The 14112-nt window shown below is 74.3% G+C and carries 8 protein-coding genes; 1 reads left to right on the top strand and 7 read right to left on the bottom strand.

The window, feature by feature from the left end; translation table 11 throughout:
- Positions 1-25: 25 nt before the first annotated feature.
- Positions 26-1606: a glutamine-hydrolyzing GMP synthase gene (gene guaA / locus ACGFT1_RS12915; protein WP_373909026.1), complete on the bottom strand. Its 1581-nt coding sequence runs from the start codon at positions 1604-1606 to the stop codon at positions 26-28.
- A gap of 302 nt (positions 1607-1908) precedes the next feature.
- On the opposite strand from guaA, the gene ACGFT1_RS12920 reads away from it, so the two are divergent.
- Complete coding sequence (locus ACGFT1_RS12920) at positions 1909-2208, top strand: chorismate mutase (RefSeq protein ID WP_373909229.1); 300 nt, start codon at positions 1909-1911, stop codon at positions 2206-2208.
- A 495-nt stretch (positions 2209-2703) separates the two neighbouring features.
- On the opposite strand, the gene ACGFT1_RS12925 is transcribed toward ACGFT1_RS12920, so the two are convergent.
- From ACGFT1_RS12925 to ACGFT1_RS12950, 6 genes are all read right to left on the bottom strand, one after another.
- The gene (locus ACGFT1_RS12925) at positions 2704-4479 is read right to left on the bottom strand and encodes a GMC family oxidoreductase N-terminal domain-containing protein (RefSeq protein ID WP_373909027.1); all 1776 of its coding nucleotides are present in this window, start codon (positions 4477-4479) and stop codon (positions 2704-2706) included.
- Positions 4480-4571: 92 nt separating this feature from the next.
- Positions 4572-6185, bottom strand: coding sequence for a succinic semialdehyde dehydrogenase (locus tag ACGFT1_RS12930; RefSeq protein ID WP_373909028.1), 1614 nt, complete (start codon positions 6183-6185; stop codon positions 4572-4574).
- Between the two features lie 127 nt (positions 6186-6312).
- Complete coding sequence (locus ACGFT1_RS12935; RefSeq protein ID WP_373909029.1) at positions 6313-7236, bottom strand: serine/threonine-protein kinase; 924 nt, start codon at positions 7234-7236, stop codon at positions 6313-6315.
- 95 nt (positions 7237-7331) lie between these two features.
- Positions 7332-9089, bottom strand: a complete 1758-nt coding sequence (locus ACGFT1_RS12940; protein ID WP_373909030.1) for a serine/threonine-protein kinase — start codon at positions 9087-9089, stop codon at positions 7332-7334.
- 108 nt (positions 9090-9197) lie between these two features.
- Complete coding sequence (locus ACGFT1_RS12945; protein ID WP_373909230.1) at positions 9198-11009, bottom strand: protein kinase; 1812 nt, start codon at positions 11007-11009, stop codon at positions 9198-9200.
- Between the two features lie 270 nt (positions 11010-11279).
- Positions 11280-13952 (bottom strand): protein kinase, encoded by a 2673-nt coding sequence (locus ACGFT1_RS12950; protein ID WP_373909031.1) that lies wholly within the window; start codon positions 13950-13952, stop codon positions 11280-11282.
- Positions 13953-14112 lie beyond the last annotated feature (160 nt).

Genomic DNA, 14112 nt, shown 5'->3' on the forward strand with positions numbered 1-14112 from the left:
GACCTGGGGAGGACCTCGGGACGAACTACTCCCACTCGATGGTGCCCGGCGGCTTGGAGGTCACGTCGAGCACGACCCGGTTGACGTCCCGGACCTCGTTGGTGATGCGGGTGGAGATGCGGGCGAGGACGTCGTAGGGCAGCCGGGACCAGTCGGCGGTCATGGCGTCCTCGGAGGAGACGGGGCGCAGCACGACCGGGTGACCGTAGGTGCGGCCGTCACCCTGGACGCCCACGCTGCGGACGTCGGCGAGCAGCACCACCGGGCACTGCCAGATGTCGCGGTCGAGGCCGGCGGCCGTCAGCTCCTCGCGGGCGATGGCGTCGGCCTCGCGCAGCAGGTCGAGACGCTCCTTGGTCACCTCGCCGACGATGCGGATGCCCAGGCCGGGGCCGGGGAACGGCTGGCGCTGGACGATCTCCTCGGGCAGGCCCAGCTCCTGGCCGACCATGCGGACCTCGTCCTTGAAGAGCATGCGCAGCGGCTCGATCAGCTGGAACTCGAGGTCCTCGGGCAGGCCGCCGACATTGTGGTGCGACTTGATGTTCGCGGCGCCGGTGCCGCCGCCGGACTCCACGACGTCCGGGTAAAGGGTGCCCTGGACGAGGAACTCCACGGCCGGCCCCTCGTCGGCGATGATCTCGGCCTGGGCCTGCTCGAAGACGCGGATGAACTCGCGACCGATGATCTTCCGCTTCTCCTCGGGGTCGGTGATCCCCTTGAGAGCGGTGAGGAAGCGCTCCTCGGCGTCGACGACCTTCAGCTGGACGCCGGTGGCCGCGACGAAGTCCTTCTCGACCTGCTCGGTCTCACCCTTGCGCATCAGGCCGTGGTCGACGTAGACGCAGGTCAGCTGGTGGCCGATGGCCTTCTGGACGAGGGCGGCGGCGACGGCCGAGTCGACCCCGCCGGACAGGCCGCAGATGACGCGCTTGTCGCCGACGAGCTCGCGGATCGCGGCGACCTGCTCCTCGATCACGTTGCCGGTGGTCCAGTCCGGCTTCAGGCCCGCACCGCGGTACAGGAAGTGCTCCAGCACCTGCTGGCCGTGCGTGGAGTGCATGACCTCGGGGTGGTACTGGACGCCGTAGAGCCGCTTGTCGTCGTTCTCGAAGGCGGCGACCGGGACGACGTCCGTGGAGGCGGTCACCGTGAAACCGTCGGGCGCGGCGGAGCAGGCGTCACCGTGCGACATCCACACGTGCTGCTCGGCCGGGGTGCCCTCGAAAAGGGTGGAGGACGCCCGGGAGACCTGGAGGTCGGTGCGGCCGTACTCGCGCGCTCCGGTGTTGTCGACGGTGCCGCCGAGGCTCTGCGCCATCAGCTGGAAGCCGTAGCACATGCCGAAGACGGGGACGCCGGACTCGAAGATCTCGCGGTCGAGGCTGGGCGCACCCTCCTCGTACACCGACGAGGGGCCGCCGGAGAGGATGATGGCCGCGGGCTTCTTGGCGAGCATCTCCCGGACCGGCATGGTGCTCGGCACGATCTCGCTGTAGACCCGCGCCTCGCGGACGCGACGGGCGATGAGCTGGGCGTACTGCGCGCCGAAGTCCACGACCAGAACGGTGTCGGGGTTGGCGGCAGTGGGAGTCGCTGATGACACGGGGTGCCTTCTGGTGGTCGGGCGGGGGTCTGTGCTACCGAGTCTAACGGGGTGGCGGGAAGGCTTCCTCTGTACGGGGTCATGGCATACTGGCGCCATGTTCCAGCACGCGATCTCCGTCTTTACCTATGGCACCCGGCCCGCCGGCTGCCATGGTCGTGCTGCTTGAGCTGACGCCAAGCGACTTCCCAGGCGCCCCGGGCCGACAAGGCCCGGGGCGCCTGTCGTTCGCCGGGTTCTGCCGTTCCAGGGCATCCGTCTTCCCGACCGAGGAGCCCGACGTGACCACCACCAGCCCGCACGTGACCACCACCAGCCCGCACGTGACCGCCACCAGCCCGCACGTGACCGCCACCAGCCCGGAAACGGCCATCGCCGACGCCCGGGAGCGCATCGACGTGCTCGACGACCGGATCATCGGCCTCGTCCAGGAGCGGATGGCCGTCTCCGCCGTCGTCCAGCGGACCCGGATCGCCTCCGGCGGCCGGCGGGTGAACCTGTCCCGCGAGATGGAGATCCTCGGCCGCTACCGCGACGCGCTCGGCAAGCCGGGCACCTCCCTCGCCATGACCCTGCTGGAACTGTGCCGGGGCCGGGTCTGAGCTCGTCCCCGTTCTCACCCGTACGGCGCGTGACCGGTCGGCGCACCGCTTCGTTGAGGGCTCCAGGAAGGTGACCGGACGGCAGGGGACAGCGGCCCGGTCATCCAGGAGAACGGCCGGTCCCGGGGACGCCCGGGGCCGGCCGGGGGAAACGGCACACCGGCCGGGGTCACAGGCGGACACCACCCGCACGGACCTCGCGTCGCCGGAGACGAGCGGCGCTGTCCCCCGGCGCCGCTCCCCGGCATCCGGGCCCCGCGGCCTCTCCGTCCCGCGGGGCCCTTCCTCGTACCCTCGGCCGGAGCGCGGCGCATACGTGACTCAGATCACAGTGGAACATCGCGGTTCGTGAGCAACCCTTGAGACTCCTCGCTGATCAAACCTGCGGGATAGACGAACGGCGCAGGGGGACCTGCCTTCGGAGGGGGAGGCAGGTCCCTCTGCGCCGTTCATCCGCGCGAGCGGACCTCCGGGTTCCCTTCGCGCCGCTTCCGGTCACTTCTTCGGCGGCACCGCCGGCATCCCCAGGAACGGCAGCCGCAGCGCGCCGAACGCGTCGGCGGGGACCGCCGGGGTCCGCGGCTCCACCGGCTCCAGCCGCTCGTACGCCGCTCCCTGCGCCGGACGCGGATCCTCCTCGCCGTTGTTCGGCCAGAACGACATGGCCCGTTCGGCCTGTGCGGTGATCGTCAGCGAGGGGTTCACGCCCAGGTTCGCCGAGACCGCGGCGCCGTCCACCACCGAGATGCCGGGGTGGCCGTAGAGGCGGTGGTAGGGGTCGATCACGCCCGTCTCCGCGGAGTCACCGATGGGGCAGCCGCCGAGGAAGTGCGCGGTGAGCGGGGTGCCCATCAGCTCGCCGACGTTGCTGCCGGCGAAGCCGTTGATCTCGGCGGCGAGCGCGGAGGCGGCCTCGGTCGCGGCCCTGATCTGCTTGGGGTTGGGCGAGCCGTGCCCCTGCCGGGCGGTGAGGAGCCCCTTGCCGACACCGCCGGGTTTCAGGAACGTGGTCAGCGAGTTGTCCAGCGACTGCATGACGAGGCCGATGATGGTCCGCTCCGACCAGCGCCGGTTGGACAGGGAGCGGGCGACCAGCATCGGGTGCCGGGCCGCGTTCGCCAGCCAGGCCAGTACCCGCGAGGATCCCTCCGCGTACGGCACCTGGAGGATCGACAGGCTGCCCATGGAGTTGGAGCCCCTGCCGTAGCGGACCGGCTCGATGTGGGTGCTGGCGTCCGGGTGGATCGAGGAGGTGATGGCGACGCCCCGGGTGAAATCGGCCCGCGGCGCGCCGGTGGCCCGGTGATAGCGGCGGTTGTCGGTCTGCGCGCCGACCAGCGCCTCGGAGTTGGTGCGGGTGAGGTCGCCGAGCCGGGGGGACAGGTACGGCAGCTGGCGGCCGGCCTTCATGCGGTGCAGCAGGGTCTGGGTGCCGTAGGTGCCGGCCGCGAGGACGACCCTGCGGGCGGTGTAGGTCCGGCCCGGGCCCTTCTTCCGGTCCGTCGGCAGGGTCGTCACCGCGTAGCCGCCCCGGGAGTCGTCCGTGACGGACACGACGGTCGTCATGGGGTGGACGACCGCGCCCGCCTTCTCGGCGAGGTACAGATAGTTCTCGTTGAGGGTGTTCTTCGCGCCGTGCCGGCAGCCGGTCATGCACTCGCCGCACTCGGTGCAGGCCTTCCGGTCGGGGCCGGCGCCGCCGAAGTACGGGTCGTTCACCGTCCCGCCGGGCCGGGCCTTCGCCTTGCCGTCGGCGTCCTTGCCGTCGCCGAAGAACACGCCGACCGGGGCGAGGTGGAAGGTGTCGGCGACGCCCATCCGGCCTGCAGCCGCCTTCAGGTGGACGTCGGAGGGGGTCATGGTGGGGTTGATCCGGACGCCGAGCATGCGCTGGGCCTGGTCGTAGTACGGCTTCAGCTCTTCCTGCCAGTCGGTGATGTCCCGCCACTGGGGGTCGTCGAAGAAGGCCGCCGGCGGTACGTAGAGGGTGTTGGCGTAGTTGAGCGAGCCGCCGCCGACGCCCGCGCCGGCCAGCACCATGACGTTTCCGAGCAGATGGATGCGCTGGATGCCGTAGCAGCCGAGCCGGGGGGCCCACAGGTAGTTCTTCAGGTCCCAGGAGTTGCGCGGGAGGTCCTCGCGGGTGAAGCGGCGGCCTGCCTCCAGGACGCCCACCCGGTATCCCTTCTCGGTGAGGCGCAGGGCGGACACCGAGCCGCCGAAGCCGGAGCCGACGATGAGGACGTCGTAGTCGTAAGCGTCCTGGGGCACGGGTGTCTCCTCGTCGAGTGTGCGTGCGGGCCGTCGCGTGGCGGGGGAACGGGGGCGCCCGCCGGATGCGGCCCCGCGCCCCCGCGCCGGACTCACCGGAACCGGAATGCCTTCATGAGCCGCAGGCTGGTGCTCATGAAGGCGGCGTACTGCTCGTCCGTCATGCCGAGCGAGGGCGCCATCGGCAGCAGCCGCTGCCGGGCCACCGTCTGGGCCTCGGTGTACTTGAGGATGCCCTCGGAGCCGTGGCGGCGGCCCAGACCGGAGTCCTTCATGCCGCCCATCGGGGACTGGGCGCTGCCGTAGGCGGGGGCGTAGCCCTCGTTGACGTTGACCGTGCCGGTGCGCAGGCGCGTGGCGATGTCCTGGCCGCGGCGGGCGTTCGTCGTCCAGACGGACGCGTTGAGGCCGTACGGGGTGGCGTTGGCGCGTTCGACGGCCTCGTCGTCGGTCGTGAAGCGGTAGACGGAGACGACCGGGCCGAAGGTCTCCTCCGCGCAGACGGCCATGGAGTCCTCGACGCCGTCGAGGATGGTGGGTTCGAAGAAGTAGGGGCCGATGTCGGGGCGGGCCACCCCGCCCGCGAGCACCTTGGCGCCCTTGGCGACGGCCTCCTCGACATGCCGTTCGACGGTCTTCAGCTGCCGCTCGCCGACCAGCGAGCCCATGTCGGCGCCGTAGGCGAGGGAGCCGCCCAGCCGCATGGCCCGGGTGCGGGCTGCGAAACGCTCCAGGAAGGCCTCGGCGACGGAGTCGTGCACGTACAGCCGCTCGATGGAGATGCACAGCTGGCCGGCGGAGGAGAAGCAGGCGCGGACGGCTCCGGCGGCGGCCTTCTCGATGTCGGCGTCGTCCAGTACCAGCATGGCGTTCTTGCCGCCCAGTTCGAGGGAGACGCCGACCAGGCGGGCGGCGGCGCCGACGGCGACCTCGCGGCCGGTGCGGGTGGAGCCGGTGAAGGAGACGTAGTCGGCGTGCCTGACCACCTCCGGTCCGACGACCGGGCCCTCGCCGAGGACGACCTGGAAGACGCCGTCGGGCAGCCCGGCCTCGACGAGCAGGTCCCGCGCCCACAGGGCGGTGAGGCAGGTCTCCGTGTCCGGCTTCATCACGACGGCGTTGCCGGCGGCGAAGGCGGGCAGGGCGTCGCCGACGGAGAGCTCCAGCGGGTAGTTCCAGGGGGCTATCTGGCCCACCACGCCGCGGGGGTGCCTGAGTTCGGTGACCTGCGTCAGGGCCGGCACGGCACCCGCGTGCCGTTTGGGACGCAGGTAGGCGGCGGCCCGGCGGCCGTAGTGGCGGGCCGCGACGGCGACGGCCTGCACCTCTTCGTGTGCGTGCAGGCGGGCCTTGCCGGTCTCCAGCTGGATCAGGTCGAGGACCTCGGCCTGCCGCTCCAGCACCAGGTCGTGGAAGCGGAGCAGGACGGCGGCCCGCTGCCGTACCGGGACCTTCGCCCACACGGCCTGCGCGGCACGTGCCGCCTCGAAGGCCCCGCGGACGTCGTCCGGGGTGGACTCGGGCAGGTCGGCCAGCTTCTCGCCGGTGAGGGGGCTGTGGTTGGCGGTACGGCCGCTGCCGGCGACTCCCTTGACGAGCTGGGCGACCAGCTCCGGGGTGACCACGTCGGCGGCCGTGCGGGCGCCTTCGGGAGCGGGCGCGAGCGGGTTGGTACCGGCGATGTCCGGGGCCTGCGTGTCCGTCATGACGCGCAGGGTATGCCGCGGCGGAAGCTTTGTGTACCCGTCGGTAACGGGGATTCACGCAGTACGCACATCCTGCCAGTGTTCAGTGGCAGCGAATGCGCTGATCAGGCCGTCCAGCGGGCGGTCCTCAGTCGGTCCCGGTCTTCTTCGCCAGGAGGAGCCCCAGCGCGGACAGGGGCGCGCGCCACGGAGCGGGCACGGGGGCCGGGTCAGGGGCGGGACCGGGGGCCGGGGCCGGGTCCGGGTCCGGGGCCGGGTCCGGGTCCGGGGCGTGGGGCGCGGGGGCGGATTCCGGTACGGGAGGCAGGCCGAGGTAGTCGTGGAGTACGGCGGCGACCTCCCCGGCGTCCGGCCGCGACGCCGGCTCATCGGCGTGCAGACGGTCCAACAGCGGGCCCAGCGGCCCCAGGGATGCGGGGTCCGTGTCCCCGACGGCGGCGCGCAGCAGCGCGCCCAGGGACCACAGGTCGGAGGCCGGGCCGGCGCCGGGGCCCGCCGCCCGCTCGGGGGCGGCGAACCCGGCGGGCGACTCGTCCGCGTGCCCGTCCCCGATGCCGAAGTCGGTGAGGACGACCCGCCCGGTACCGGATTCCAGCAGCACGTTGGCCGGTTTGATGTCCCGGTGCACGATGCCGACGGCGTGGGCGGCGCGCAGCGCCCCGAGCACGGCGAGTCCGATGCGGGCGGCCTCGGGCGGCGGCACGGGGCCACGGCCCAGCACCTCGTGCAGGGACTCGCCCGCCACCAGCTCCATCACGATCCAGGGGATGCCGTCCTCGGTGACGACGTCGTGCACCGTCACGGCGGAGGGGTGCCGCACCCGGGTGGCGGCCCGGGCCTCGTGGTGGAGCCGGTGCGCGACACGCCGGCTCTCCTCGTCGGTGGCCGGATCGGCGGGCAGCAGCGGTTCCTTGACGGCCACCAGGCGCTCGCCCTGTTCGTCCCTGGCACGCCAGACGGTGCCGGCCGGTCCGGAGCCGAGACGTCCGGCCAGCCGGTACCGACCGCCGATCAGGCGTGCGTCGAGCGGGAGTTCGCCGTCTTCGGTCATGGCACATGAGTACCGTGCGCACCAGGCCGTTGTCGAAGCGGGCGGCCGGAACCGCGCATGCGGTGTTCCCTGCCGGCAGCCCGAACGCGGAGCGGTCACGCACCCGCGACCGAGAACGTGCCGAGGGCCATGTCGAAGTACTCCCGCGCCTCCCGCACCTTGCCGACCGGCGCCGACACCCACACGTCGTACAGCCGCCCGTCCTCCTCCCAGCACAGGTCGTAGGTGTGGCGCGGGCCCTCCGCCGCGCTGAAGCCGTCCCAGGTGAACTCCCAGAGCGCGGCCGGGTGTCCGGCGTGCCGGGTGCGCGTGACCCGCCCGTCGCGGTAGCCGGGGTTGCTGGAGGCGCCGTCGGCGGCCGACCGGTTCATCACCCCGGCGGGACCACCGGGCTGGGGTGCGCCGACCTTGACGCCCAGGCGGAAGGTGCCACCCGGTGAGAGGTAGAAGACGCGCTCGCCCTGGGGGCTGCGGGTGAAGCCCTCCGGTACGGCGAGGGAGAAGCCGGCCGGATCCCGGGCCGCGCGGTAGCCGGAGGGCGCGGTACGCGAGCCGGCGGCGGTCGGGCGGGGCGGGGTGGAGGCGGTCGTCGGGCTGTGCGACGGGGTGGGTGAGGGGGTGGGTGATGGTGTCGGCCGGGTCGCGGGCGGGGACGGGGACAGCGCCGTGCCTGCCGTACCGGTCCGGGTGGCCGGGCTCGTCGCCGTACCGCCCGGGGTACCGCCGCCTCCGCCCCCGTCCCGGTGCAGCAGCAGCGCCGCGGCCGACACGCCGGCGCCGGCCAGCGCGGCGACGAGCAGCGCCGCGACCAGCACACCGCGCGGCGACGACCGGGCCGGGAGCGCCTCCCCCGGCGGCCGGGGCGGGGCGTACGGCGGCGACCCGCCGTGCGGGAGGTCCCACTGGGGCGGCGGGTGGTGCGCGGAGGGCTTCGGCGTCCGGCCGCCGCCGAGCCGGTGCAGACGCCCGCTGCCGTGCGTGCTCCCCGCCGCCCCGTGGCCGCCCGGCGCGGCCGGCGTGCGGCCCGTCTCCAGGTACGCGGCCAGCATCTGCTCGGCGTCCGCCGCGCCCAGCCGCCGGTCGGGGTCCCGCTCCAGCAGGCCCAGCACGACGGGCAGCAGCGGTCCGGCCTGGGCCGGCGGCCGGATGTCGTCGGCGACGACGGCGTGCAGGATGCCGCCGAGCGAGTCGCGCCGGAACGGCGACTCGCCGCTGAGCACCGTGCACAGCAGCGCGCCCAGCGACCACAGGTCGGACTCCGGGCCGGTGCGCAGCCCGGACATCCGTTCCGGCGCGGTGTACTCGGGCGAGCCCACGAAGGAGCCGGTCTCGGTGAGCGTCGTGGCGCCCTCGACCTGGGCGATACCGAAATCGGTGAGGACGACCCGCTCGGTGCCGGACTCCAGCAGGACGTTCGCGGGCTTGATGTCCCGGTGCAGCACGCCCGCCTCGTGTGCCGTACGCACCGCGCTGAGCAGGGCGATGCCGATCCGCGCGGCCTCGGCGGCGTCGACCGGGCCGTGCCGGGCGATCCGGTCGGCGAGCGTACCGCCGTCGATCAACTCCATGACGAGGTAAGGTCGTTCGTCCTGCTCCACCACGTCGTGCACCACGATGATGTGCGGGTGCCGCAACTGGCAGACCGCGCGGGCCTCCCGGAACGTACGGTCCCGGCGGCGGCGCGCGTCGTCGTCCGGGAGCGCGTCGTCCGGCAGGAGTTCCTTGACCGCCACGGGACGGCCCAGCACCTGGTCGCTCGCCCGCCAGACGACGCCCATGCCGCCGCGCCCGATGCGTTCCTCCAGGCGGTAACGGCCCGCGATCAGCCGGAAGCCGGCTCCCTCGGTCCCCATGCGCCCCATCATGCCGCACCACGGGCCTGCCCTCCGGGGCGCCGACCGGCCAAGCCACCCCGCACAGCCTGCCTGTTTCGGCCGTCCGCCCCGTCGGCCGCGCCCGGATCAGCCCTCGTTCGGCTGCTGCCAACTCCGCAGCACCCACGTGAACTGCTTGCTGGTCCTCGCCCAGTCGGCGGCCGGCGACGACATGTAGATCGCGTATTCGGTGCCCTCGGGCGAGAAGTACGTCTCCTCCACGGCGTGGCGCGGCCCGGCGACGTAGGGCGGGTCCTGCTTCAGCGCGGTCCAGGTGTACTCCCACAACGAACCGTCGCGGTCGCGGTAGATGTTCTCCTTCATGGTGACGCGCCGGTAGTCGACCAGCCGCTGGAGCTGCCGCTCGAGGTCCTCCTGATGGGACAGGGGCTTGACGTAGTCCGACGCGGTGTCGATGGCGATGCGGACGAAGTGCCTGCCGCCGTCGGGCGTGTAGTCGATCTGCTTGAGGTCGCCCTGGATGCCGTACACCTTGCGTGTCCAGCCCTTGGGCAGGGAGAGGCTGAAGCCCAGCGGGTCGTGGTAGGTCCGCCAGCCGGCGGGGACCGTGCCGGCGGAGCCGGGCGCGCCGCTGCCGCTCACCGCCGGCCGCGGGGCCGGGCCGGCGCCGCCGCTCGTCCCGCTGTCCTGTTCCGTCCCGTTCCACAGCTGGATGCCCGCCGCCGCGCCACCGCCGAGGACCGCCGCGACGGCCACGACCAGCGCGAGGGTGCGCAGCCGGCGACGGGGCCGGCCGCCCGCCCGGCCTCCTGCCGCGGGCCCCACCATGGTGACCGCGCCTGCCGTCGGCCCGCCGGGCGTGGTGGTGCCGCCCGTGGGCGCAGCGGACAGGGGTGCGCCGGTGGTGGGTGCCGTCACCGTCGGGCCGGTCACGGGACGGCCCGTGTCCTCGCCCGGGCCGTAGCCGGGGTGGCCCGCCGCGGAGCCGTGGCCGGGGCCTGCCGGTGCGGGGCCGTAGCCGCCCGCCGGGGTACCGGAACCGTAGCGTCCGACCGGGACGTGACCGCTGTCCGGGCGCACGCCCGATCCCTGGGTCGGGACGAACGCCTGTGCCGAGCGCGGCCGGCGGCCCTCCGCCGCCTCGGCGAGCATCTGCTCCGCCTCCCCCGCGCCGGGGCGCCGCGCCGGGTCCTTGCGCAGCAGGGCGGCGATCACCGGCCCGAGCGGACCGGCGTGGCGCGGCTCGTCCACCTCCTCCTCGACGACTGCCTGCATGGTGCTCAGCGGCGAGGTGCGCCGGAACGGCGAGCGGCCCTCGACGGCCGTGTACAGGGTGGCGCCGAGCGCCCACAGGTCCGAGGACGGGCCGGGATCGTGGCCGCGGACCCGCTCGGGCGCGAGGTAGTCGACCGAGCCGACGACCTCTCCGGTACGCGTGATGGTGGTGTCGCCCTCGATCTGGGCGATGCCGAAGTCGGTGAGCAGGACCCGGCCGTCCTCGCCGAGCAGGACGTTGCCGGGCTTGACGTCCCGGTGCAGTACCCCGGCGGAGTGCGCGGCGCCCAGCGCGCGCAGCACCCACAGCCCGATCCGCGCGGTCTCCGCCGGCTCGATGCGGCCCCGTTCCTTGACGGCGTCGGCCAGCGAGCAGCCCTCGACCAGCTCCATCACGATCCACGGGCGGCCGTCGTGTTCCAGGACGTCGTGCACGGTGACGACGGCGGAGTGGTTGATGCGCGCGGCGGCACGCGCCTCGGCCCGGGTACGGGCGAGCAGGACGGCCCGGTCGCTGTCGGAGACGTAGAGCGCGGCGGTCAACTCCTTGACGGCCACCTGCCGGTGCAGCACCTCGTCATGGGCGCGCCACACCCGCCCCATGCCGCCGCTGCCGATGGAGTCGGCGAGCCGGTAGCGGCCCGCTATGAGCAGGCCCTGCATCTGATTCACGTTGCCCCGCAATGCTCTTGACAGGCTCAGACTAAGGACCGGTCCACCCCCAGGGAACCGGCGGGGTGCCAAGGTGACAGCACTGTGACGGTTGACGACCCCGCACGCGTGCGCGAATCGCTCCGCGCCGTACGGCCGTCACACGGACCGCTCAACTGCGGTGGCGGTACGTGGCGGTGGCCCGCCGGCGGCGCACCGGTACGGCCCGTGCGGCGCCCGTGACCTGCTCCGCCGTCCCGCTGGAAGGCCCCTGCGGCCTGCTCAACCGCGGAGCCGGTACGTCGTGGTCGCCTGCTCGTACAGACGGGTCACCTCGTCGCGCTCGGCCTCCGGGCCGCGCACCTGGACGACGTGGTAACGCCCGTTCAGCAGCAGCGCCATGTTCCGCACGAACAGGTCCCGTCCCTGCCCGTCGGTCCACGTGAACTGCCCCTCCGCCATGGTCTGTCCGCCCACCTCGATGGTCCGCAGCCCGGTGGCCGTGGCCCAGCTGGAGTCCCGGTACGGCTGGAGTTCGCGCTCCTTGTCCCGCTGGTAGACCATCGGATCACTGCCGAACGCCGAGGTGCCGTCACGTCCCGGCACGACGATCAGCTCGAATTTTCCGTGTGCGTAGACCACCTGGCCGCTGCCGTTCTTCGGGGTGCGGTGCCAGCCCTCGGCGACGGCGACCTGGAAGCCGTCCGGGTCCTTGCGCAGGGTGAAGCCGTCGGCCACGGCGGGGTCGCCGCCGGTCTGTGTCTCGGTCGCGGGCGCGGAGGCGGATGCGGAGGGGGCGCCCGGTGCGCTCTGCCCGTCCGACGCCGCCGTGGAGTGGGTCGGTGCGGGGCCGGTCCGCCCGGCCGCCCCGGTACGGCCGCGATCCGCCGCACCGCTCTCACCCTGTTCCGGCATGAAGAGCAGCGCGTACGCGACCGCGCCGGCCAGCAGGAGCAGGATCAGCAGGAGCAGGGTGCGGCCCAGGCTGCGCGGCGAACCGGCTTCCTCCCGGCCCCGTTTGTGCCGGCCGTGCGGATGGGCCGCCGGCAACCGGGCGCGGCGCCGGCGCACCAGCTCGCCGCGGCGCCGGACGATCGGCAGCCGGCGCGGGTCGGCGGGCGGCACGGGCACGACGTGGGTGCCGGCGTCCGGTTCGGGCGCGGAGCGCACCAGCGACCGCAGCCAGCCGCTCAGTTCCTCCGTCTCGGGCCGCTCGGTGGGGTCCTGACGCAGCAGCGACTCCACGACCGGCCGCAGCGGGCCGCACTCCTCGGCGAAGGCGGGCGGCTCGGCACAGACCAGCTGGACCAGCTCGGCCGTCGACTCCTCCGGGTACGGCGCGTGCCCCTGCACGGCCCGGAACAGCAGCGCGCCCAGCGCCCACAGGTCGGTGGCCGGGCCGATCGGCGCCGCCAGCTGCCAGTTCTCGTGCACCGGGCCGGCCTGTTCGGGCGCCCACCGCTCGGTCACCGGCCCCACGACGGTCATCCGCACCTGCCGGGCCCGCTCCGCGGCCAACGCCGTACCGGGCCCCCGCCGGACGGCGCCCCCCTCGTCCCAACGGGCGGCCGACGGCGTGCGCACGCCGGCGGACTCGCCCCTCCCGCCGGCAACAGCGGGGAGCTCCCCGTGCTGACCGGCGCGGCGTCCCGGTGCTGCGCCGTCCGGGGCCGGGGCCGTGCCGTCCGGTCCGGTGCGCGGTGCGGCACCGTGCCACGGGGCGCCGCGCAGTCCGTACGGATCGGCCACCCGCTCGGACGGCGTCCCGCTGCGCCTGTCGGAGCCGTACGGCGAGGGTGCCGTGCCATCGCCTCGGCCGGTGCCGCCGCCGGCCGCCGCCTCGCCCTCGGCCGGTGGACGGGCCGCGGGCAGGGCGGCGCGCCCGTTCTGCTGGGCCTCCTGCACCCGGGCGGCGGCCCGGGCGCCCGCGCGGTACGCGGCGATGGCCCCGGCCCGGGCGGCGCGGACGTCCCCCCCGCTCTCCAGGGCCCGCTGCCCCGCCGGCCCGGACGCACCGGCCCCGGTCACCTCGCCCGTCCCCGCGGCCGGCAGTCCGCCGGCCGCGCGCGCCTGGATCGCGGCCCGGCGCGCGGCCTCGGGATCGGCCCCCGCGGCCGGCGCACCGCCCGGACCGGCCCCGGCGAAGCCCCCGGCACCACCGGGGACCACGGGCGCACCGGAGGCTCCGGGTACGCCGGACACCCCGGGCCTGCCGAAGTCCTCGGGCCCGCCGGATGTGCCGGGAACACCGGGTGCGCCGGGGATCCCCGCGTCCGGCCCGTCTCCCGGAGGGCCACCCGCGCGTGTGTCCACCGCGTCCCCCGTGGGCCCCTCCGGAGCCGGCACCGGGTCGTACCCGCTCAGTGCCTCCTCCGCCGCGCCGACCGCGAGGCCGGTCAGCATCACGCGGCCGTCGTCGCAGACGAGGACCGTGCGGGCGGTGAGGTTGCGGTGCACCCAGCCGTGGGCGTGCAGCACCCGGAGCGCCATGAGGACGTCGGAGGCCACCTCGGCCGCCCGGTAGGGCGACAGCGGTGCCTCGGTGAGCAGGGCGGCCAGCGGGCGCGCGGTCACCAGCTCGCTGACGATCCACAGCGAGCCGCCCTCGGCGAACACGTCGAAGACCTGGTCGAGGCGGGGGTGGTCGGGGATGCGGGCCGCGGCCTGCGCGGCCTCGACGGCGCGCCGCACCGCCGGGTCGGCGGGGCGCCGGGTGGCGGTTCCGGCCTCCGGTGTCCGCCGGGCCACGCGCTCCCGTGCGGTGAACCCCTCGGGCAGCCCCTCCGCGTCGAGAACCTCGGCCTCGACGACCTCCGGCAGCGGAACCTGCCGGACCAGGACTTCCTGACCGCTGTAGGTGTCGAAGGCGCGGGTCTCGGTGAGCTCGTAGGCGTCGGACGGCGGCAGCGGCAGGCGGTAGCGGTCGGCGAGCACCCGACCCGCGTAGTCGTCCACTTGGCCTCCCCCGGCCGCCCGAGTCCGTCACTTCCGTTCGCCGTACGGCCCATTTCGCACACGCATGCGGCTGCGTACGGTCCGCGACCATTCACGATACGTGCCGGAGGCAACCCGCACTGAGCGGATGACGGATTCCGGCGCACCAAACCGGCCTGCC

The organism is Streptomyces sp. Y20, from assembly GCF_043195475.1.
Taxonomy (GTDB): domain Bacteria; phylum Actinomycetota; class Actinomycetes; order Streptomycetales; family Streptomycetaceae; genus Streptomyces.